The organism is Geodermatophilus sp. URMC 65, from assembly GCF_053502545.1.
The window spans coordinates 1,275,842-1,294,751 of the sequence record NZ_CP199954.1 but is presented as its reverse complement, the minus strand read 5'-3'; the positions used below and the strand labels follow the sequence as shown (position 1 = coordinate 1,294,751).

Below are 18,910 nucleotides of genomic sequence, written 5' to 3'. Positions count from 1 at the left end.
TTACCGTTCTATTGGATGGCCTCAGCGCCCCCGAGGATTCCCTGCTTCGAGGAGCTCCTCGCTCTGGGGAGCAAGCCGTCAAACTCGTAGAGGCCTCCTCAGGCAGTCAGGCCGAGCCGTGGCGATCTCCAGTCCCGGACTCGGCGGTCCCCGACGTAGCTGTGGGTGGTCGGTCGAGGCTGGCGAGCGCGGTCAGCACGGTGTCTGCGTGCTGCTCGCGCGGGCATGGCTCGGGCGATCGCGTGGGTCTGCGGGGAGGGCGCCGGTGGTGGCGATCTCGTCGGCGATGTTCCTGAGCTTGCGGTTGGTTCCTGAGGAGATGTTGGCGAGCACGGCAAAGGCCTGCTCGGGCGTGAGCTTGTACCGCTCCATGAGGATGCCTTTGGCCTGACCGATCCGGTCGCGGCTGCGCAGCGCCGCCTCCAGATGCTCCTCGCGTTCGGCGGCGGCCAACGCGAGCGCGGCATGAACGGCGAAGATCCGCGCGATGGCCTCGGAGTCGGCGTCGAAGGCGTGCGGGGTGCTGGCGTAGAGGTTCAGCGCGCCGAGCGTCGAATCCGCGGTGTGGTGAAGCCGCACGGTGAGCATGCTGCCCACCCCACGCTCGCTGGCGGCGGCGGCGAAGCGAGGCCAGCGGTGCTCGGTCGCCAACTCCGGGGCGTGCACCGTCCGGTGCTCGCGGATCGCCGAGTAGCACGGGCCCTGATCGAGCTGGTCCTGCAACGTGTCCAAGGCCGTGGGGTGCTCTCCGGTGGGCGCGCGGGCCTCGATCCGGGAGCGGTCGACCACGAAGCTGATGCCGGCGTCCTCGGCGCCGGGCACGGCGTCCACGGCGGCGGCGGTGATCGCCTCCAGCGTTGTCTGCACCGGCGGATGCCGCTTGGTGCGCAGCTGAGCTGCGACGTCACACATGACCTGGGCGAGATCGGCCATCGGGCACCTCCGACGCCCCCGCTTCCACTGGCGACATGCCGACGGTGGCACGCGACCTTCCGAACCGCAATAGGTCTTGCGGCAGCGGTCATTGCGGCAATGGTCCTTGCTGCAATGCCCCTTGCGCGGCAAGTATCCTGGAGCGCGAGCACCGAGCAGCGGCGTCGCTCTCGATCGACGGGAGACACAGTGCGGCGGCCAGATTCCTCGGAGGATCCGGCGATGACGGCGCTGGAGGAGGTGTGCGCCACCGCACGCCAGATGATCACCAATGGGGAGCAGATCCTCGAGCGCGCGGCCTACATCCGGGATCAGCGAGCAACCGGCGCCTCCTACCGGGAGATCGTGCCGGCCGAGCCGCGCCCGCTGATCGTGGAACTGATCAGCGACACCCTGTCCCAGCTCGCCGACGTCGGCAGTCGCTGGCGACGCGCCGAGGCCCGCGCGCTGCACGGTGAGGGTCTGACCATGGACGTGATCGCCCGGCTGTTCGGCGTCACCCGCCAGCGCGTCTCCTCCCTGCTCAAGGGCCCCCTCGACCGCTGATCCGGCACGGCAAGCGAAGCCCGCCTTCGACACTGCCGGGCACAGGTCAAATAATCCCCGCGAACGGCAACATGCTGACCCAAGGCCCGTCCCGGTCCTGCTTCAGCGTCCGGGCGGCGGTGGAGTGTGTGAACCAGGGCACTCGGGGCTACCGTGTGAGGCAGGTCACCGGGGCAGGCGCCGTTCCCTCCGGTGGCCGAGGTTCCGCTGGTTAAACAGCGGCCAGTGGGGCCGTCTCGTTCACGAACCGCTCGGTCGAACTCCGGCGCAACGGCCCGAGCAGTCGATGACCAGGGGCTTCCTCACAACAGGCCCGGTGTCTGACGCAACGCGGGCGGTCACCACAACTCGCCGGTCCGCACGAGGGTGTCCGCGATGTCCCTGACCTTGGTGTCGGTGCGCCTGGCCACCCGGGCCAGGGCATGCAACGACTGGTCGGCGGTGAGCTCGTAGCGCTCCATGAGGATGCCCGTGGCCCGCTCGATGACCGCCCGGGACTGCACTCTGCGCTCGAGGTGCTCGATCAGGTCGCGAGCTTCCTCGTGGGCGTACATGTTCGCGGCGGCCACGGCGGCGTAAGCGGCGAACCGGGTTGCCACCGAGCGGCTGTCCTCGTCGAAGGCGTGGGGCTTGTGGGCGTATACGTTGATCGCCCCGACGATGCCCTCGTTGATCGGCAGCGGAACCGACAGCGAGCTAAGAGCGCCGTGCTCGACGGCCTGCTCCACATATTCCCGCCACCGCGGCTCGTCCTGCGCATCGGCGACCTCGACCAGCTCGCCGGTGCTGGCGGCGTGCAGGCAGGGTCCATAGCCCCGGCCGTACTGGCTCTCATCGCAGTCAAGAGCCAGCGAGCCAGTGAACACCGCTGTACTGGCCCTGTCGTTGATCAGCAGGGACACCGACGCCTCCAGGTCGCCCGGTATGACCTCCCTGGTCAGCTCGGCCACCGCCTGCAGCAGGGACTTCAGGCAGTGCTCGCGGAAGTCCAGGCGGCCCAACCGCTCCAGAGCCTCGACCGGCTTAAGAACTCGTTTCAGATTGACAGCAGGTGGCGGTAGCAGATCAGCGCACAGGCCAACTGGAGCAGGCCCAGGTGCAGGTCGCCGCGGCGCTCGTAGCGGGTGCGCAGCCGCTTGAAGGCGTGCAGCCAGGCGAAGCCGCGCTCGACCACCCAGCGCTGCTTGCCCAGGCCCGAGCCGTGCGCGACGCCGCGGCGGGCGATCCGCGGGGTGATGCCGCGGGCGCGCAGCTGTCGGCGGTAACAGTCGTGGTCGTAGCCGCGATCGGCGAACAGCTCCCGCGGTCGGCGGCGGGGTCGGCCGCGCCGGCCCCGGATCGGCGGGACGGCATCGACCAGCGGGATGAGCTGGGTGACGTCGTTGCGGTTGCCGCCGGTCAGGCTGACCGCCAGCGGAATGCCGGCGGCGTCGACGATCAGGTGGTGCTTGGAGCCGGGCCGGCCGCGGTCGACCGGCGACGGGCCGACGTGGTCCCCCCTTTGAGCGCTCGCACGTGGGAGCCGTCGACCGCGCACCGGTCCAGGTCCAGCTCACCGAGCGCGCGCAGCTGCGCCAACAGCAGCTCGTGCAGGGCCGGCCAGACGCCGGCGGCGGTCCAGTCCCGCAACCGGCGCCAGCAGGTCACCCCGGAGCAGCCGACGAGCGACGTGGGCAGCTGGTTCCAGTTGATGCCGGTCTTGAGCACGAACACGATGCCGGCCAGTGCGGCCCGGTCATCGATCGGCCGCCGTCCCGGATGGCGGTAGCGGCGTGGCTTCGGCGGCGGCAACAGGGGAGCGACCCGCTCCCACAACCCGTCAGGTACGAGCTCCTCGATCACCCACCACAGCCTCAGCAGGTCGGCCCGATCCTCGCGGGAGGCACGCCGAGTTCATCTTGAAACGATCTCTAGTACTGCAACGGCAGTTATGGGGGTGCCTGGCCTCGGGCGCGGTAGTGAGCGGCGCGGGCCTGGGCCTGGCGTCGTCGGCGCCACCAGGACCAGTCCGCGGCGTGGTCCAGGTCGGGCCGGGGAGCGCGGATGAGGATGTTGAGCAGGCGCCGCAGCTCGGGCACGGTCAGCGCGATGAGCTGGTCGGTTCTGGCTGCGGATCCCCTTTTTCCGCGGTGGCGCGGGTGGCGGACAGATAGGCGTGGGCGAGCATCGCCAGGGTGATGTGCCGATACCAGGCGGTGTAGTCGCGCACCTGGTAGGAGGCCAGCCCCGCCTCGTTCCTGGCGGCCTGGAAGCACTCCTCGATGCGCCAGCGACCGCCGGCCACGGCGACCAGCTCCTCGAGGGTGGTGCCCGCCGGGCCGGCGCAGACGTAGAAGGCTAGCTCCGGCGTCTCCTCCGGGGTCTGCGGGATGCTGCGGCGGGCCAGCGCCCAGCGGGACCAGTCGGGATCGAACCCGGCTAGCAGCTCGACTCTTGCCCAGTCGTAGAGGCGCAGGCCGTGCGCGCCGGCGCCGGCCGAGCGCCGCTGCCAGTTCTCGGCCGGGACCTCGGCGATCAGCGCGCGGACCCGGCGCTGCCGCCAGTCGACGGTGGCCACCGTGTCGTTGCTGCGGGTGGCCAGCACGTAGGGCAGGCCGTGCTGTTCGCACCAGACCCGCAATCGCTTGTCCTGTCCGTAGATCTCATCGGCGGTCAGCCAGCCGACCGCCACCCCGGCGTCAAGGGTTCGCTGCAGCATGCTGCGGGCCAGCTCGGGCTTGGTGGCGAGGCCGACCTCGTCGCCGATGCCGGCGGCGCGGGCCCGCTCGCGGTCGTCGGTCCAAGCCTTCGGCAGATAGAGCTCCCGGTCGATCAGCGCCCGCCCGATGTCGGTGGCGTAGGCCAGAAAGACCCCGATCTGGCAGTTGTCGATCTTGCCGGTGGTGCCGGTGTACTGCCGGCCCACTCCGGCCGACCGGGTGCCCTTCTTGATGAACCCGGTCTCGTCGACGATGAGCACCCCGCCCGGGCCGAGCCCCTCGCTCACGTAGGAGCGCAGCTCGTCGCGCACGGCGTCGGCGTTCCAGTCCGCGGTGCGCAGCAGCCGCTGCATGCCATCGGGTGAGATCTCGCCGGCGGCCTCGGCCAGCGTCCAGCCGTTCTTGCGCTCCAGCTGGCCCAGCAGCCCCCGCAGATACGCCAGCACCCGGGCCCGCGGCTCCGCGCGGGCGAACACGCCGGCGATCCGCCGGTGGACCTCCTCCAGGCCCGCCGCCCAGTCCTGCACCTCGGCCACCAGGCCATCGCAGCGCATCGGCACACGCTGCTACCAGCCCTCAGCCGATCCCGGCAACGACACCCGCAAGTGCCGTTGCAGTACTAAGGGGGCCCGATGGGTCGGTACTCGACATGGCGTCAACTTCCGGTCATCCACCGAAAGCGGCTGAACGACCTCGGCTCCAAGACCCCGCAAGCCGGGGCCGGTGCTCGGGTACGCCGCCGAAGTGACGCACAAGAAACGCGGGACCTGCCCGGCGCTCGACCTCACGCTACCCCCAGGGGTGAAGTGAACCCCGTCGGCCGAACACCGGTGTGCCCTCCTGCCGCTGGTCACGCGGGATCGGCGCATCTCCGAGTTGCGAGTGGTCGAGACGATCTGGTGGCGGGGTGACCCTCACAGCAGGGCGCCAGGCTGCCTCAGCGCCTCGTGGATGGGCGCAACCGGCACCACGGCGTGGGCCCACGTCCGTGGCGTCGAGAGGACCGTCGATTCCGTCCCGGTCGGCGACCCGGTGGCCGCTGCACCGAGGAGAGTCATCACCGGGTCCTCGGAGTGCCACGCGCAGAGGTTTTCAATGGGTTTTCCATGGCCCCACCTGGCCGAGGATCATCACAGTGGGAGATCGTCCCGCAGACCCGCAGGTCAAGCGCGGGAAGGTTGTCGCTGGGTGCGCCATCAGGGACTCGAACCCCGAACCCGCCGATTAAGAGCCGCAATTGGACGCCATTCCGCGTGTATTCCGAACCGCGCGTCACCGCTGCTCAGGGGGCTGTAGCACGTCGCTGACCTGCGGTAACGTGAGTGACGAGGTGGTGACGAGAATGTTGGTGGCGACTGGGCGTCGTTGGCTAGGAATGGTCGGAAACGGCTCTGCTGCGGACTCCGTGCGGACAGCTGCAAATGTTCCTTCCGCTGGCGGCCGCGATCGGCGGGCGCCGGCGGCGGGCGCCTGCGGCAGCGTCGTGGGGGCCTGACGGTGGTCAGCCTCGCCCGCCGCCCCAACGGGCAGTGGCGGCCCCGCTACCGCGACGCGGCGGGCAAGGAGCACGCCCGGCACTTCGAGAAGAAGGCCGACGCGCAGGCGTGGCTGGACTCGGTCACCACCTCGGTGCTCACCGGCGCCTACGTCGACCCCAAGCGGACCCGGGTCACCCTGGCCGAGTGGGCCGGCCAGTGGCTGGAGAGCAAGGTCGACCTCAAGCCGACGACCTACCGCTGCTACGAGGTCTCGCTGCGGGTGCACGTCCTCCCGGTCTGGGGCCCGGTGCGGCTCGGCGACATCACCCACCAAGGCGTCGCCTCCTGGGTGGCCCAGCTGTCCCGGTCGGGGAAGGGCGCGTCGACCGTGCGCCACGCCCACCGGGTGCTGTCACTGGTCCTGGGCCTGGCGGTGCGCGACGGCCGGCTGCCCCGCAACCCGGCGGTCGGCGTGCCGCTGCCGCGGACGGTGCGCGGGGAGCAGATCTTCCTCAGCTACGCGCAGGTCGACGACCTGGCCGCGGCGGCCGGCCGCGACCGGCTGGCCATCCTGTTCCTGGCCTACACCGGCGTGCGCTACGGCGAGATGGCGGCCCTGCGGGTGCGCAACCTCAACCTGCTGCGCCGCCGGGCCCTGATCGCCGAGGCGGTCGCCGACGTCAACGGGCACGCGGTCTTCGGCACGCCGAAGACCCACCAACGCCGGCAGGTCCCCGTCCCGCGGTTCCTGGCCGAGGAGCTCGCCGCCCACGTCGCCGGCAAGGAGCCCTCGGACTTCGTCTTCGCGGCGGAGCAGGGCGGCGTGCTGCACCTACGCAACTTCCGCCGCACGAGCTTCGACCCCGCCGTCCGCGCCGCCGGGCTGGACGGCCTGACCCCGCACGCGCTGCGGCACACCGCCGCCTCGTTGGCCATCGCCAGCGGAGCGAACGTCAAGGTGGTGCAGACGATGCTCGGCCACCAGTCGGCAACGATGACCCTGGACCTGTACGGCCATCTCCTCAACGACCAGCTCGACGAGGTCGCCGACGCGATGGACGCGGCGCGCGCCGCCGAGGCGTCGGCGCGTCGGCCGGCGGGGACCGTGGCGGCGCTGCCCACGGTGCACTCGGCCGGGGGCTTGGTGGGATGACCCCACCTGCGGGCGTCGCGGCTCCCGGCGGGTTCCGGCCCCGCTCCGCGGGCGCCCGGGCAGCGGCGTCTCGGGGACCGCCGCCCTCGGCAGCCTTGGCCCGGCCGCGCGGCCCACCCCGAGCAGCGTGCCGGCTGCCTGGGTCGCCGGAAGGGCGCTGCGCGTCGCTTCGCGATGGGCCTTCGGCCCACCCTTCCCCCGACCTGCGCCAGCCGGCATTGGGCGGGTTGTGGCGAGCGGCCAGGAGTGCGGGATGCCACCCGGCGTCCGAACCGAACTCCAGCTCGCTGGCCCCACTCGAGCCGGTCGTGCACCGCCGTGGCGGACGCCGATCACGTCGTCCAGCGAGGCTGTGGACGACCGATGAGACGTCCACAGCCATGACGACGAAGCGCTACGGCAGCACCGGGGTGGCCCAGTAGCTCCTCGGCGGCACTGTGCAGACCCCGGCGGCCACGTCCAGCCGCCCGCCGGCGCGCCGCTGAGCCAGGTCGGGGTCGGCGTCTCGTGCGAGTTCGGCCTCGCGCAGCTGGCGGTACAGGTCGGACGCTGCAGCGGCCAGTCCCCGAGCCCGGGCCGGGGTCATCCACGGGCCGCGCATGGCCTCGTTCCGCGAGCTGTTGATGGCGTCGTTCATCGGGTGTCCTCTCGGGTCGGGCGGGCGCCACGGCGTGCCTGACCGAACCCGCATCGCGGAGGCAGAACAGCGTGGGATCTGCCCACTCGGGGAGCCGTTCACGTGCCATGGCGGATGCCAGGGCGACGACAGTGGCCCACCGCTCACGACCTCATCCGACTGGCCGCCCGGCCGGCCGACGCTCGTCCTGGGCCGTAGGGCGTCCGCCCCGAGCACGGCCCGACGCTGCGGTTCAGGGGAGGACGCTGCTGGTGCACCGCCCCCGTTCGGCTGATGAGTCGCGTCCTGGATCCAGGCCGACCACCCGCCGGATCACCCAGGCCCCGTCCCACTGGAGTAGCCCACCGGGCCGATGGGCGCAGCGTCGACCGTCCGGAGGCGCGTGCTCTGCGCGATACCTGGCGTATGCAGGATCGAGCCGCGGATGTGGACCTCACCACCCTCGGCTTCCGAACACGGCGGCCGGACGGGAGTGCCGCTACGTCGTCGGTGGAGGCGGGCTGGCGGTCGACCGCCAGCCACGAGGCTTCGACGAGGTGTGTCGGGCGCCGTCCGGCGCCCGACGGCCCAGAGCGCGTCGGGCGGCCACAGGTCTCACCCGGCGGACATGCGAGCCCAGACGTGCTTGCGGCCGTCAGTGACGGTCCAGCCACGGTCGATCGTCAGATGGGCCACGATGTGCAGTCCCATGCCGCCGAGTGCAGGGTCGCGGTCGACAGCGGGCTCGGGGCCGTGGTGCGGGTCGCTGTCGCTGATGTCGAGCAGCAGCCCCTCCGCGGTCCGGACCGCGTGCACGTGCACCGGCGCCCCGCCGTGTCGGAGGCCGTTGGAGATAAGCTCGTCGACGACCATCAGGACGTGCTCGAGGACGGAAGCGCCTGCGTCCGAGTCCTCGTAGATGCCGGGCAACCAGGTCCGCAGGCCGTGTCGCACGGTCCGGAGTTCAGCGAGCTGAGAGATCTCGCAGTCGAAGTGGGGTCCCGCGGGCTCGGGATGTGGCTGCTGTGGCCAGAGTTCCGGATCCATCGGCTCGTCCCGGGGTTGTGGTGTCCCCGCACATGCCCGGCCGTCGGCCACCCCGAACACGGTGCCTTGCAGTGGTGTCGGCCGACGCGAGCGCTGTTGCCTCATCTGGACCCGATCTCGGGGACGATGGCTCGCGCGTCGTACCTGCAACCCCGGTGACCGGCGCTCTCGGGGCGGGCGCCAGGACCGGCGGTCGGCACGACGATGCACCTTCGGCTCCGGACCAACAGCGTGACGACGGTTGTGCTCGTGGGCGCTGGGAGGTCCCCGGAGCAGGGCCTACGCAGGCGCGAGCGGTGACGTCCCGACCGGACCATCGGTACCGGGCACGTCCAGAAGGGTCAGGTGCAACAGGCGACGCAACCACGGGCGCGGTCGCGTCACGAAGAGGCGATGGCCGCTGCAGGCCGCGAGTCGCTGCGCTCCGAGCAGGCCGCGGAGCCCCTCCACGTCGCAGAACGTGACGGCCGAGACGTCGATCGACCAGCAGTGCGACGGTGAGTGCCTCAGGGCGTCGACCGCCGCGGCCAGCCGATGGACCTGGTGGCGGTCGAGTTCCCCGTGCACGGCGACCCGGCCGTCGGCCAGGTCGATCGAGAGGAGGAACGGCGGTGCCGGGAGGTCGGGTGCAGAGGGGGAGGGAACGAGCGTCGAGTTCATGGAACGGAATCCCCTGAGGACCGATCCGGGAGCACTTCCGGATGTCGCCCGCTGATCGAGCGGGCTCCGGGCCGGACCTTCGACCCGTGCAGAGGCTAGCACCGTCGCCTCGGTGATCACGCTCGCTAGCACTGCGGGAAGTGGGCACTGGCGCTGGACGTGCTCGACGAGCCGGCCGGCTGGGGCTGACCCCGCCGGTGATCATGGCCGACGCCGGTTACGGCTACCACGCCGCCTTCCGCGCCGGCCTCACCGAACGCGGCTCGCCTCACGGCTGCCAGGTCGAGGGCGATTCGACTGTGCTTTCCGGCGACGCGGTGCCCGAGCTGTGGCCCTACGTCAGGCGCGGACCCCGAGGACAGCCGCGTTACCGCACCCGGCCGGTCGGGCTGCGCCGGCATGCGCTGGTCGGCGGTCGAGATGCCACCGTCGAGCTCAGCTGGCGGGTCGGCAACCGCCGGCCCACTGGCCTCCGACCAGGAGCCGCCCGACCGGGTGGCTGGCCGCCGACGGGTCGCTGCCGACGGCCTGGCTGCTGGCCCAGTGGCCCCCGCAGGCTGCCGAGCCCACCGACTACTCGCTGGCAGACCTGCCGGAGACCACCCCCGCTGCCCGACCTGGTCCGGCAGGATGAGATCCGTCGGCGGATCCGACACGACTACCCGAACTCAGGACCGGCCGTGTCAGGCAGGGTTCGCCCTGAACGGCGGTTCGCAGCCAGCGGCTGCGTGACGGCGCACGCACGCCGCCGCCGCTTCTTAAGGCCCGTCCTGCGGATTTCGTGCCGGGCGGACGTCGGACCACCGCCTCAGACGTCATCGCTGAGTCGCCTAGCGTCGCAACGTGCCGGTCCACCACCCCCGAGATCCGGCGCGAGCTCTTGACACCGGGTTGGCTCCAACGCGGTGACGGCACATCCGGCGATTGCTTGTGACCCGGAGCACCACGTGCCGAGGTGGATGAACCGCGAAGGTGCGTAAGCTTTGCACGACGCCGGGTGCAGCCTGGGCGTCGATGTTGCGTCGCACACCGACGTAGCGCATTGCGGAGCCCACCCTGGGGTTCGCCGCCGAGGTCGCTCCCCGGTATCAATCGGACCGGAGGCCCGCGGTGGCCCGCAGCGAGAAGCAACGATCCACGGAAGCCGCCGAGGCGCTGGAGCACCTGGGCCAGTTGTCCCTGCGGGAGCTCTCCATGGAGAGCCTGCTGCAATCGATGGCCGATCGCACCAAGGGAGTCATGCCCGGCGACCCCGAGGCATCGGTCACCCTCCTGATCGAGGACGAGCCGAGCACCGTCGTCGACACCGGGCCACTGGCACTCGGCCTCGACGAGGTCCAGTACGACCGCGGGGACGGGCCGTGCCTGCACACCGCCCGCACCGGCGTCCTGACCGAGATCGGCGACACCCGCGAGGACAGCCGGTGGCCGGACTACGCCCGGTACGTCGCCGAACATGGCGTCCTCAGTCTGCTGGCCGTGCCGTTGGTGCTCGCCGGGGAGGAGCCGGTCGCGGGATCGCTGAACATCTACGCCCGGAGGCCGGACGCCTTCGACGAGGCCAGCCGGGCGGTGGCCACCGGATTCGCCCCCTATGCGGCGGTCGCCGCCGGAACCGTCCAGGCATACCGGAGCGCCCGGAGGACGGCCGACAACCTGCAGATCGCGCTGGAATCCCGGGCGGTCATCGAGCAGGCCAAGGGCATCCTCATCGAACGCCACAAGGTGACCGCCGACCGGGCATTCGAAGCCCTGGCCACCGTCTCGATGGGCACGAACGTCAAGGTGCGTGACATCGCCGAGCACCTGGTCGTCACCGGTGAACTCCCACTCGTCCGGACCCGGTCGGCGCCGGTCCGCTGACCGGGCGATCGAGCAGCGAGACCAATAGCCTCATCTCGCAGCCGGTCCCTGTACAGCCGCGGCGGCCACCCGGGGGGCTCGCCGCGGTCAGGCCCCGCCACTCCTGACCGTGGGGTGGCGGGGCCGCCCCTTACCCGAGGGCGCAGGCTAGAGCCTTGAGCCGACCCCAATCGGACGAACAAGATCCGCAGAATTCCTAGTCGGCACGAGGCCTCAGTCGCTTCTCGCCCTCCACGCGAACCCGAGATGGCGTCTCCGCCACCCGACAGAGCAAGGCGTGCCCCCTCTTGGTCTTGTGACTCCTGCAGTAGTCGGTGAGGGGCGTTATCGCTTCTCGTCCGTCGCACGGCAGAGCCGGCGGTGATGCGGCGGCGCAGATGCGTCCGGATCGGCGGTTGGGCTGGGGTGCTGCGGAAGGGAGCTACCGGACGGCGCAGCGTGTGCCGCGCCGCGTCACCGCAGAGACAGCGGCCGGTTCCGCGCGGTCACGCCTGGCCGCGGGAGCCCTGCGGCAGGTGAGGGGCCAGCCGCCACGGACATACGCTCCAGATCCGGAACCACATCGGTCACGGGGGGGCAATCTGACGCCGCCTCGCAGACCTCTCAGGCTCGCGGGTGGAGCGACTCCGCCCGGGAGGGCCTGCCTACAGCCCGAGCAGAGGGTGTGCAGATGGAGCAGGTGTCCTGGACCCAACAGCCGCCGCCCGTACCCGGTACCGCCCTCGTGGTCTGGGCACGGGAGTTGTGTACGCCCATCGACCTCACGGTCAGCCGTGGCGAGCTCCAGGAGACGGTGCGTACGGCGTGGCTGCGGCACCGTGCGCCGGTGGACGTGGAGGAGCTGCTCCTGGTCTATGAGGAGCTGACCTCCAACGGTCTACGGCACGGGCGGTCGCCGGTGTTCGTCCGCGTCGCGGCCACGGGTGACGGCTGGCTCGTCGACGTCACCGACGCCGCCGTCGACCACCCGCCGGTGCCGGCCGTCGACCGGGATCCGGCCGACGGGGGGCTGGGCCTGCACCTGGTGGCCCGGCTGTGCCGGGCACACGGCTGGATCGTCGACGACGACCGCAAGCACGTCTGGGCGTGCGTCGAGGCAGCCTGAGCGCCGACTCGAGGAACCCGCGCGGCCGGTGCAGCGGTCAGCCGCCATCGTCGTGGTCCCGGGCCCGTCCCAGCGCTCGTGCGTGCCCGCGGCCACCGGGACCCAGCCTCCGGCAACGGCGCGCACCCACGTCTCGCGGCTGGTGACCAAGCTCGACGCTCGCGACCGCGCCGACTGGTCGTGCTCGCCTACGGGACCGGGCTCGTCATCCCGGGGATGTGAGCGGGCCGACGGACCGCACCGTCGACCCCGGGCGGGTGGAGCGGTCCATGGTGTTCGCGGATGTGGGCCTCGCGGGACCGGCGATCGCGATCGATGGAGAAGCTCTGGGACCGGATCAACCTCGACGGTGTCGTCGAGCGGATCCACGTGCCGTATCTCGTCGTCCACGGCGCGCAGGACCGGCAGATCCCCGTCCGGTACGCGCACCGCAGCTACGAGCGGGCGGTCGCTAGCCCGGAGCGACAGCCGAAGGTCTTCACCGAGCACGAGGTCGGCGCCGAGCACTGCAACCTCGACGACCGATGGACGCGACGCGCCTTGTGTCTGTGAGGTACCGAAGGCGGGCCGTGCGGCCAGTGGCTGATCAGGGGTCTCCGCCGCAACGAGCGCGGGAGGCAGCGGGGCGACCGGCCGATCGCGGCAGCTGACGTCGATGCGACGAAGCCGTGGTGGCGAACACGCCACATAAAGTCTTTCCATGGGGACCCCGCCGGGCCGCGGCTTCGACGTCAGCACGCTGCTCGATCGGGTCGACGGCATCGCGCCGATCGAAGCGGTGGGCGCCGCGGCGGAGGCGCTCGCGGGGATGCTCGGCGCGCACGAGCTGAGCTTCCTGATCGCCGATTTCAGCGGTCGCGCCGTCGTGCGGCTCACGAGCGGTGCCGCCGGGGTCGAGGGCGCACGGAGGCAAGCGGGGGCCCAGGCCGAGACCGTGCCGTTGCCGGGCAGCGTCTATGAGCGCGTGCTCCGCACCCAGGACGTCGACGTGCAGGCGCTGGACGGCGACGCGGCGCGGATCATCGCCCCGGTGACCGACCGGGGGGATGCGATCGGGCTGTTGGAGCTGGTCGTCCCCGTGCAGCCTGCCCCGGCGTCGGTCGCCGACGTCGCCGCTGCCGCGCATGCGCTGGCCTACGTCGTCATCGCTGCCCGCCGGTACACCGACGTGTTCGAGTGGGGACAGCGCACCACGCCGTTCTCCCTGGCGGCGGAGATCCAGCGTCGGCTGCTCCCGGCCTCCTACACCTGTGAGGCCGGACAGTTCACCCTGGCCGGGTGGCTCGAGCCGGCCGCCTCGGTGGGCGGTGACACCTTCGACTACACGCTCAATCGCGATTCCCTGCACGTGTCCATCACCGATGCCGTCGGTCACGAGGTGGAGGCGGCGCTGCTGGCCACACTGCTGGTCGGGGCGTTGCGCAACGCCCGCCACAAGGGGCTGGACCTCGCTGCGCAGGCGCGATCCGCCAACGACGCGCTGGCCGCGAACGGGTCGGCGGGGCAGTTCGTCACCGGACAGCTCCTGCGCGTCGACCTGGCCACCGGCACAGCGGCGATCGTCAACGCCGGTCACCCGTTCCCGCTCCGGCTGCGAAACGGCCGGGTACAGCCGGTCCGCCTCGACATCGAACCGCCGTTCGGTGTCGTGCCGGACAGGTCGTTCCCTCTGCAGGACCTCCCCCTCCGTGCGGGCGACCGGGTCGTGTTCCTCACCGACGGCATGCAGGAGCGCAACGCCGCGGTGCTCGACGTCGCGGCCGCCCTCCGTGACACCGCCGACCTGCACCCGCGCGAGGTCGTGCACGAACTCGGCGCAGCGGTACTGGGCGCCACGGGAGGCGATCTCCGCGACGACGCCACCATGTTGTGCCTGGACTGGTACGGAGGCCCTCCGCGCCGCAGTGCCAGCGCGCACGGCGCCAACACCGGTCTGGCGTCGTCCGCGCAGTCCCTGCGTCGCCCCTGAGCCTGCGCTGGAGGTCGACCGACCTGCATGGAGTTCCGACGCGGGGACGATGGACGTCGAGTTCAGATGGCCCCTCCGGCCTGGATAGGCCGCCGGGGCTCAGTTGGGAGGGAGGCAAGCCCAGACGTGCTTGCGGTCGCCGGCGACGCTCCAGCCGCGGTCGATGGTCACGTGGGCGAAGATGTGCAGTCCCCTGCCACCGAGAGCGGGGTCACGGCCGACGAACGGTTGGGGGCCGTGGTGCGGACTCACTGGTGTCGACCAGCTGGCCCTCCGCCGTCGGGAGACGCGCCCACCTGCACCGGTGCCCCACCGTGGCGCAGGCCGTTGGCGGTCAGTTCATCGACGACCAGCAGGACCTCGGCGAGGATGGAGGCGCCGGCATCCGAGGCCCCTAAGGTGCTGGGCATTCACGTCCGCAGCCGGACTCGCACGGTGCGGAGCTCAGCGAGCTGAGTGATCTCGCATTCGAAGTGGGGTCCCGTGGCCTCGGGCCGCGCCGCCGTCGTGGCCAGAGTTCCGGGTCCATCGACTCGTTCCGGCGTCGGAGCTCTTCCTGGCAGGTGCTCCGTCGTCGGCTCACTCAACCCGCCCGGCAGCGCCAACATCTGTGCCGCACTGGGTCTGCGCCCTGATCCCGGCCGCCCGAGGACGCGGGTGCGAGTACAGCCCCCGCGGTGGCTAACGTGCCGTCAGTGTGGCGTCGGTGGCTCGGCGGATTGCCTCGTAGCAGTTGCAGGCGTGGGACTGCAGGCGCGGCCGGTCCGTGATGGTGATGCGGCCGCGGCTGTAGGTGAGGCAGCCGTCCTCGGCCAGGGACCGGGCGACCTCGCTCACCGAGGTGCGGCGCACGGCGAGCATCTGGGCGAGGAAGTGCTGGGTGAGCTCGAAGCTGGGGTTGTCCATCCGGTCGGCGGTGGTGAGCAGCCAGCGGGCGGCGCGCTGGCGCACGGTGTGGACGCGGTTGCAGGCGGCGTTGCGTGAGACCTGGGTGAACAGCGCCTGCGCCGAGCGACGCAGCATGGCGGTGAGCGGGCCGTCGACGTCGGCGAGGTGCTCGCGCAGGTCCTCCGTCGTCATGCTCAGCGCCCGGCCGGGCACCTGCACTTGGGAGCGCTCGGTCGGGGCGTCGGCGCCGAGGTAGACCGAGATGCCGACCACGCCCTCACGGCCGATGGTTGCGGCCTCCACCACCTGGTCCTCGCCGAGGTCGGCGAGGACGGAGACCACCCCGGTCAGCGGGAAGTACACGTCGGTGACCGCCTGCCCGGGCTCGTGCAGCACCTGCCCGGCGGGCAGCGGCGTCTCGGACAGGTCGGGCAGCAGGGCGGCCAGGGCGGCCTCGTCCAGACCGCCCAGGACGGTGTTGCGGCGTGCCAGCCCGGCGTGGGTCGCCACGTTGTGGTCCTCCGGTATCGGTTGAGCGGTGGGCCGTGACCGGACGGTGGGGGATGGTGATCCCTCGTCCGCGGTCGACGCGCTCGGGCGGAGGCTGCCCCCTTCGAACGGCGGGGCATGACCATCGTGGCGCAGCCGGGCACCGGCCGCCAGAGGCGGCGTGCTACTCGCCCCCACCGTCAATGCCGGGTACCGTGCACAACGCCGGGCGGACGCGGGCGGATCAGCGGACCGACCGGCGGCGCACGTCGGCGTGACACTCCAGCAGCGGGTGCTTCCTCCGCCGGTGCCGGGTGGTGCGGGCGTCCGGGGCCGGCCGGGACGAGGCGAGAGGACCAGGCACGTGACCGGTCCCGTGGACCGTTCGAGTCCGCCGCGCACGCGGGCGGCGCTGGACGAGCTCGGCCGGCTGCTGCTGGCCGAGCACACCCAGCCGTCGGTGCTGCGGCGGATCGTCGACCTGGTGGCGCAGGCGATGCCGGCGGGTTCCGAGGTGTCGATCACGCTGGTGCGCGGGGAGCACCCGACCACCGCGGCGTTCACCGGACGGCTGGCCGAGGACCTGGACGAGACCCAGTACGAGCGGGGCTACGGCCCCTGCCTGGAGGCCGCGGTCGGCGGCCAGGTGACCGAGATCGCCGACGCCCGCACCGAGGACCGGTGGCCCGACTTCGTGCCGGTCTTCCTCGACCGCGGCGGGTTGAGCGCGCTGGCCGCGCCGGTGCCCGCGGCGCACCTGAGCGCGGGGCTGAACGTGTATGCGCGCACAGCGCGGGCCTTCACCGACGACGACCGGTCGGCCCTGGTGGCGTTCGCCGCTTACGCCGGGGCTGTGCTGACCAACATGGACGCCCTGCTAAACGCGCGGGACCTCGCGGAGAACCTGCAGAGGGCGATGGAGTTCCGGTCGGTCATCGAGCAGGCCAAGGGCATCCTGATCGAGCGGCACCGGCTGACCGCCGAGCAGGCCTTCCGGCTGCTGGTCGAGTCCTCGATGCACGCCAACCGCAAGGTGCGCGACGTCGCCTTGGACCTGGTGCTCACCGGGGAGTTGACCGACGCACCCCCGACCCGCCGACCACCGCCGGCCCTCGGCACCTGAATCAGGCCGCCGGCACCCACCGGCCCGTGGCACGCAAACGCCATCCGCCGCCGCCATTACCGAGTGCGACCCCACTGGACGGACTCCATGACCAACCCCGCTCAGCACGCCGACGATGCCTCACCGGTCCCGTCCGCTGCGCCCGTCCTGCCCCCGTCGGTGGATCTGGGCACGGCGTTGAACCAGATGGCCGGGCTGGTGCTCTCCCGGGAGACCGTCGACACCGCCCTCGAGCTGGTCACCACCCTGGCGGCGACCGCCACCGCCGGCACGCTGGGCGCCGCGGTCACCGTCGTCGACGAACACGGCAAGCGCTCCCGCGCCGCGTCCAACGCGGCGGTGGAGCAGGCCGACGCCCTGCAGTACGAGCTCGACGAAGGACCCTGCCTGACCGCCTGGCGGACCCGAAGGCTGGTGCGCATCGACGACACGACCACCGACGGCCGCTGGCCGCGGTGGAACGAGGCGGTCAACCCCCTCGGGGTCCGCTCGGTGGTCAGCGCACCGCTGCTGGTGGGCGCGGAGTCGATCGGCGCGATGAAGGTCTACTGCGAGCGCCCGATGAATTACGGCCCGCACGACGAGCACGTCATGCGCCTGCTCGCCGGGCAGGCGGCGATCCTGCTGGCCAACAGCCAGAGCCTGGCCGAGGCCCGCCGGCGCAGCCGGCAGCTGACCGAGGCCCTGGCCGGCCGCGACGTGATTGCCCGGGCCACCGGCGTGCTGCTCGCCCAGGGCGCGGCCAACGAACGGGAGGCGTTCGCCGCCCTCGCCGCCGCCGCCCGGCAGGCCGACCGTCCCGTGCTGGACGTGGCCCGCGCCCTCGTCGCCGCGGTGGCCGCCCGCAACACCCGCCCCGCCGGCGCCTGACAACCGTGACCATGACCAGCCACGAGCGCCACCGGCGCATGGACGCCACCCGGGTCCGCGCGGAGCTGACCGTGCAGGACCTGTGGTTGCGCTACGTGGCCCTCGGTGGCAGCGGCGACGCCTTCGACCTCGACGGCTACCTGCAGGGACTGGTGCCGCTGGAGGTCTTCCAGCAGGACGTCCTCGCCCAGGCCCTCAACGAGGCACTCGAGGACAGCTACCGCGCCTACCGCATCCCGCTGTCACCACCCCCGCCCGACCATCCCGGTGACGAGGGGCTCACCCGACTCATCAAAGAGCTCCTCGACGACCGGCCGGCAGCTCCCTCGGCCGACGTCGAGCCGCCCGCCGCCGACCCCGCCTGAGCGCGGCGCGGCCCGACGAACAGGCGGTCCGGCGGCCGCTGTTTGACCGCCGGACCTGGGCCGTCGGCACCAGCGGTGACGACAGCCGTGCCACCCATTCTGTCCAGATCGGGCACCACGCAACCGGCTGCACCCCGGCAGCGCCCCCTGCGGCTGCCGGGCGCAGCGCGACGGGGACTCCGGCGCCCGCATGCACCGGAGCCCGGCCTCCGTGCCGGTGCCCCATCCCATCTGCAGTAGACCTCCAGTTGTCCTCCGGTACATGTGTAGACATGTGGTCAGCCGTCGCCGGCGACCTGCAGCACCGGTGGATGACCGACGGCATCACCGTGGCCCGCTCTCCCGACGACGAGTTCTCCAGTGAGCGGCGGCTGGCCGACTTTCATCAGCGCCGCCACCGCCACCGACGATCCGGCGCCAGAGACCGTGCGGCGGCTGGTGCGCCGCGTCCTCGACCACCAGGCCGACCAGCTCCAGGACGACGCGAGCATCGTGGTCCTGGAGTGGTTCACCGGCGAGGAACAACGGCTGCCGCTGCAGCCCGCTGCCCCGTCACCGGCACCCCCGGCCGCTCTCGACCCCAGGGCGACCGGACGGTGCTGTTGGGCTCAGGAGCCGAGGGTGGACGGGCTTCCGGACGTGACCACGCCTGCATCGAGCAGGTCAGCCGGCGCCCCGGCACGACGGCAGGCACCGCCGACCGGCGCGCCTACCTCCGCCAGGCGTCCTCGTGGACCGCAGGGTGTCCTCGGCCATTCGTCGAGACGTGAAGTGCGCCACGCATCGGCGCCGCCCGGCTCGGGCGTAGCGGTGCCGCAGGTCCGGGTCGACGAGCAGCTCGGCGAGCGCCTCGGTGAAGGCGGGTGGGTCCTGCGGCGGGACGAGCGTCCCGGTCATCCCGTGCGCCACGACCTCCGCCGTCCCGATGACGTCGGTGGCGACCACGGGGGCGGCCGGCGTCCATCGCCTCGAGCGCGGCCAGGGGGATCCCCTCCTGGCGAGAAGGCAGCACGAACACGTCCGCGGCGTCCAGGAGCATGCGGGCGTCGGTCCGATGGCCGGGCAGGCGGAGGAACTCGGCCACTCCGAGCTCGGCCGCCTGGCGG

Annotated in this window: 20 protein-coding genes and 1 pseudogene; 10 read left to right on the top strand and 11 right to left on the bottom strand. The window is 72.0% G+C overall.

The genetic code is table 11. The annotated features are described in order from the left end of the window. Window positions 1–192: 192 nt before the first annotated feature. Window positions 193–933, bottom strand: a complete 741-nt coding sequence (locus tag ACWIX7_RS06150; RefSeq protein ID WP_448620667.1) for a GAF and ANTAR domain-containing protein — start codon at window positions 931–933, stop codon at window positions 193–195. 222 nt (window positions 934–1,155) lie between these two features. On the opposite strand from ACWIX7_RS06150, the gene ACWIX7_RS06145 reads away from it, so the two are divergent. Next, entirely contained in the window at window positions 1,156–1,479 is a 324-nt protein-coding gene (locus ACWIX7_RS06145) for a hypothetical protein (protein WP_448620666.1), read from the top strand. A 338-nt stretch (window positions 1,480–1,817) separates the two neighbouring features. Here the strand turns inward: ACWIX7_RS06145 and ACWIX7_RS06140 are convergent, their stop codons facing one another. From ACWIX7_RS06140 to ACWIX7_RS06130, 3 genes are all read right to left on the bottom strand, one after another. Then, on the bottom strand, window positions 1,818–2,480 hold the full coding sequence (locus tag ACWIX7_RS06140) for a GAF domain-containing protein (RefSeq protein ID WP_448620665.1): 663 nt from the start codon (window positions 2,478–2,480) through the stop codon (window positions 1,818–1,820). 35 nt (window positions 2,481–2,515) lie between these two features. Next, a protein-coding gene (locus ACWIX7_RS06135) for an IS5 family transposase (RefSeq protein ID WP_448620664.1) occupies window positions 2,516–3,321 on the bottom strand; the annotation gives its coding sequence in 2 pieces (ribosomal slippage) (window positions 2,516–2,982 and window positions 2,982–3,321; 807 coding nt in all). A 238-nt stretch (window positions 3,322–3,559) separates the two neighbouring features. Beyond that, window positions 3,560–4,732: an IS701 family transposase gene (locus ACWIX7_RS06130; protein WP_448620663.1), complete on the bottom strand. Its 1,173-nt coding sequence runs from the start codon at window positions 4,730–4,732 to the stop codon at window positions 3,560–3,562. 943 nt (window positions 4,733–5,675) lie between these two features. Between ACWIX7_RS06130 and ACWIX7_RS06125 the strand changes: the two genes are divergently transcribed. Further along, on the top strand, window positions 5,676–6,809 hold the full coding sequence (locus ACWIX7_RS06125; protein WP_448620662.1) for a tyrosine-type recombinase/integrase: 1,134 nt from the start codon (window positions 5,676–5,678) through the stop codon (window positions 6,807–6,809). Between the two features lie 394 nt (window positions 6,810–7,203). Here the strand turns inward: ACWIX7_RS06125 and ACWIX7_RS06120 are convergent, their stop codons facing one another. From ACWIX7_RS06120 to ACWIX7_RS06110, 3 genes are all read right to left on the bottom strand, one after another. Beyond that, window positions 7,204–7,446: a hypothetical protein gene (locus ACWIX7_RS06120; RefSeq protein WP_448620661.1), complete on the bottom strand. Its 243-nt coding sequence runs from the start codon at window positions 7,444–7,446 to the stop codon at window positions 7,204–7,206. Window positions 7,447–8,040: 594 nt separating this feature from the next. Beyond that, complete coding sequence (locus tag ACWIX7_RS06115) at window positions 8,041–8,472, bottom strand: ATP-binding protein (protein ID WP_448620660.1); 432 nt, start codon at window positions 8,470–8,472, stop codon at window positions 8,041–8,043. Window positions 8,473–8,751: 279 nt separating this feature from the next. Continuing rightward, window positions 8,752–9,252 carry an STAS domain-containing protein gene (locus tag ACWIX7_RS06110; RefSeq protein ID WP_448620659.1) on the bottom strand — a complete coding sequence of 167 codons (501 nt, stop codon included), beginning with the start codon at window positions 9,250–9,252 and terminating at the stop codon, window positions 8,752–8,754. Window positions 9,253–9,272: 20 nt separating this feature from the next. On the opposite strand from ACWIX7_RS06110, the gene ACWIX7_RS06105 reads away from it, so the two are divergent. From ACWIX7_RS06105 to ACWIX7_RS06085, 5 genes are all read left to right on the top strand, one after another. Then, window positions 9,273–10,016, top strand: coding sequence for a transposase (locus tag ACWIX7_RS06105; RefSeq protein ID WP_448620658.1), 744 nt, complete (start codon window positions 9,273–9,275; stop codon window positions 10,014–10,016). 226 nt (window positions 10,017–10,242) lie between these two features. Then, window positions 10,243–10,995: an ANTAR domain-containing protein gene (locus ACWIX7_RS06100; protein ID WP_448620657.1), complete on the top strand. Its 753-nt coding sequence runs from the start codon at window positions 10,243–10,245 to the stop codon at window positions 10,993–10,995. A 670-nt stretch (window positions 10,996–11,665) separates the two neighbouring features. Further along, window positions 11,666–12,100, top strand: coding sequence for an ATP-binding protein (locus tag ACWIX7_RS06095; RefSeq protein WP_448620656.1), 435 nt, complete (start codon window positions 11,666–11,668; stop codon window positions 12,098–12,100). Window positions 12,101–12,415: 315 nt separating this feature from the next. After that, window positions 12,416–12,652 carry a hypothetical protein gene (locus ACWIX7_RS06090; RefSeq protein ID WP_448620655.1) on the top strand — a complete coding sequence of 79 codons (237 nt, stop codon included), beginning with the start codon at window positions 12,416–12,418 and terminating at the stop codon, window positions 12,650–12,652. Window positions 12,653–12,800: 148 nt separating this feature from the next. Beyond that, the gene (locus ACWIX7_RS06085) at window positions 12,801–14,069 is read left to right on the top strand and encodes a PP2C family protein-serine/threonine phosphatase (RefSeq protein WP_448620654.1); all 1,269 of its coding nucleotides are present in this window, start codon (window positions 12,801–12,803) and stop codon (window positions 14,067–14,069) included. 681 nt (window positions 14,070–14,750) lie between these two features. Here the strand turns inward: ACWIX7_RS06085 and ACWIX7_RS06080 are convergent. Further along, window positions 14,751–15,467 (bottom strand): Crp/Fnr family transcriptional regulator, encoded by a 717-nt coding sequence (locus tag ACWIX7_RS06080; RefSeq protein WP_448620653.1) that lies wholly within the window; start codon window positions 15,465–15,467, stop codon window positions 14,751–14,753. Between the two features lie 343 nt (window positions 15,468–15,810). Between ACWIX7_RS06080 and ACWIX7_RS06075 the strand changes: the two genes are divergently transcribed. From ACWIX7_RS06075 to ACWIX7_RS06065, 3 genes are all read left to right on the top strand, one after another. Continuing rightward, entirely contained in the window at window positions 15,811–16,569 is a 759-nt protein-coding gene (locus ACWIX7_RS06075) for an ANTAR domain-containing response regulator (RefSeq protein WP_448620652.1), read from the top strand. 87 nt (window positions 16,570–16,656) lie between these two features. Further along, entirely contained in the window at window positions 16,657–17,439 is a 783-nt protein-coding gene (locus ACWIX7_RS06070) for a GAF domain-containing protein (protein WP_448620651.1), read from the top strand. An 11-nt stretch (window positions 17,440–17,450) separates the two neighbouring features. Beyond that, on the top strand, window positions 17,451–17,804 hold the full coding sequence (locus tag ACWIX7_RS06065) for a hypothetical protein (RefSeq protein ID WP_448620650.1): 354 nt from the start codon (window positions 17,451–17,453) through the stop codon (window positions 17,802–17,804). A gap of 278 nt (window positions 17,805–18,082) precedes the next feature. On the opposite strand, the gene ACWIX7_RS06060 is transcribed toward ACWIX7_RS06065, so the two are convergent. From ACWIX7_RS06060 to ACWIX7_RS06050, 3 genes and pseudogenes are all read right to left on the bottom strand, one after another. Continuing rightward, window positions 18,083–18,295: a hypothetical protein gene (locus ACWIX7_RS06060; protein ID WP_448620649.1), complete on the bottom strand. Its 213-nt coding sequence runs from the start codon at window positions 18,293–18,295 to the stop codon at window positions 18,083–18,085. Between the two features lie 172 nt (window positions 18,296–18,467). Beyond that, window positions 18,468–18,749, bottom strand: coding sequence for a glycosyltransferase (locus ACWIX7_RS06055; RefSeq protein WP_448620648.1), 282 nt, complete (start codon window positions 18,747–18,749; stop codon window positions 18,468–18,470). A 16-nt stretch (window positions 18,750–18,765) separates the two neighbouring features. Continuing rightward, window positions 18,766–18,897: pseudogene (locus ACWIX7_RS06050) on the bottom strand (glycosyltransferase); the annotation flags it as partial. Window positions 18,898–18,910 lie beyond the last annotated feature (13 nt).

Excerpts from the sequence above, each read along its gene's own strand:
- ACWIX7_RS06150 (WP_448620667.1), bottom strand. The coding sequence starts at position 933 with ATGGCCGATCTCGCCCAGGTCATGTGTGACGTCGCAGCTCAGCTGCGC.
- ACWIX7_RS06145 (WP_448620666.1), top strand. The coding sequence starts at position 1,156 with ATGACGGCGCTGGAGGAGGTGTGCGCCACCGCACGCCAGATGATCACC.
- ACWIX7_RS06130 (WP_448620663.1), bottom strand. The coding sequence starts at position 4,732 with ATGCGCTGCGATGGCCTGGTGGCCGAGGTGCAGGACTGGGCGGCGGGC.
- ACWIX7_RS06120 (WP_448620661.1), bottom strand. The coding sequence starts at position 7,446 with ATGAACGACGCCATCAACAGCTCGCGGAACGAGGCCATGCGCGGCCCG.
- ACWIX7_RS06115 (WP_448620660.1), bottom strand. The coding sequence starts at position 8,472 with ATGGATCCGGAACTCTGGCCACAGCAGCCACATCCCGAGCCCGCGGGA.
- ACWIX7_RS06095 (WP_448620656.1), top strand. The coding sequence starts at position 11,666 with ATGGAGCAGGTGTCCTGGACCCAACAGCCGCCGCCCGTACCCGGTACC.
- ACWIX7_RS06090 (WP_448620655.1), top strand. The coding sequence starts at position 12,416 with ATGGAGAAGCTCTGGGACCGGATCAACCTCGACGGTGTCGTCGAGCGG.
- ACWIX7_RS06085 (WP_448620654.1), top strand. The coding sequence starts at position 12,801 with ATGGGGACCCCGCCGGGCCGCGGCTTCGACGTCAGCACGCTGCTCGAT.
- ACWIX7_RS06070 (WP_448620651.1), top strand. The coding sequence starts at position 16,657 with ATGACCAACCCCGCTCAGCACGCCGACGATGCCTCACCGGTCCCGTCC.
- ACWIX7_RS06065 (WP_448620650.1), top strand. The coding sequence starts at position 17,451 with ATGACCAGCCACGAGCGCCACCGGCGCATGGACGCCACCCGGGTCCGC.
- ACWIX7_RS06060 (WP_448620649.1), bottom strand. The coding sequence starts at position 18,295 with ATGCTCGCGTCGTCCTGGAGCTGGTCGGCCTGGTGGTCGAGGACGCGG.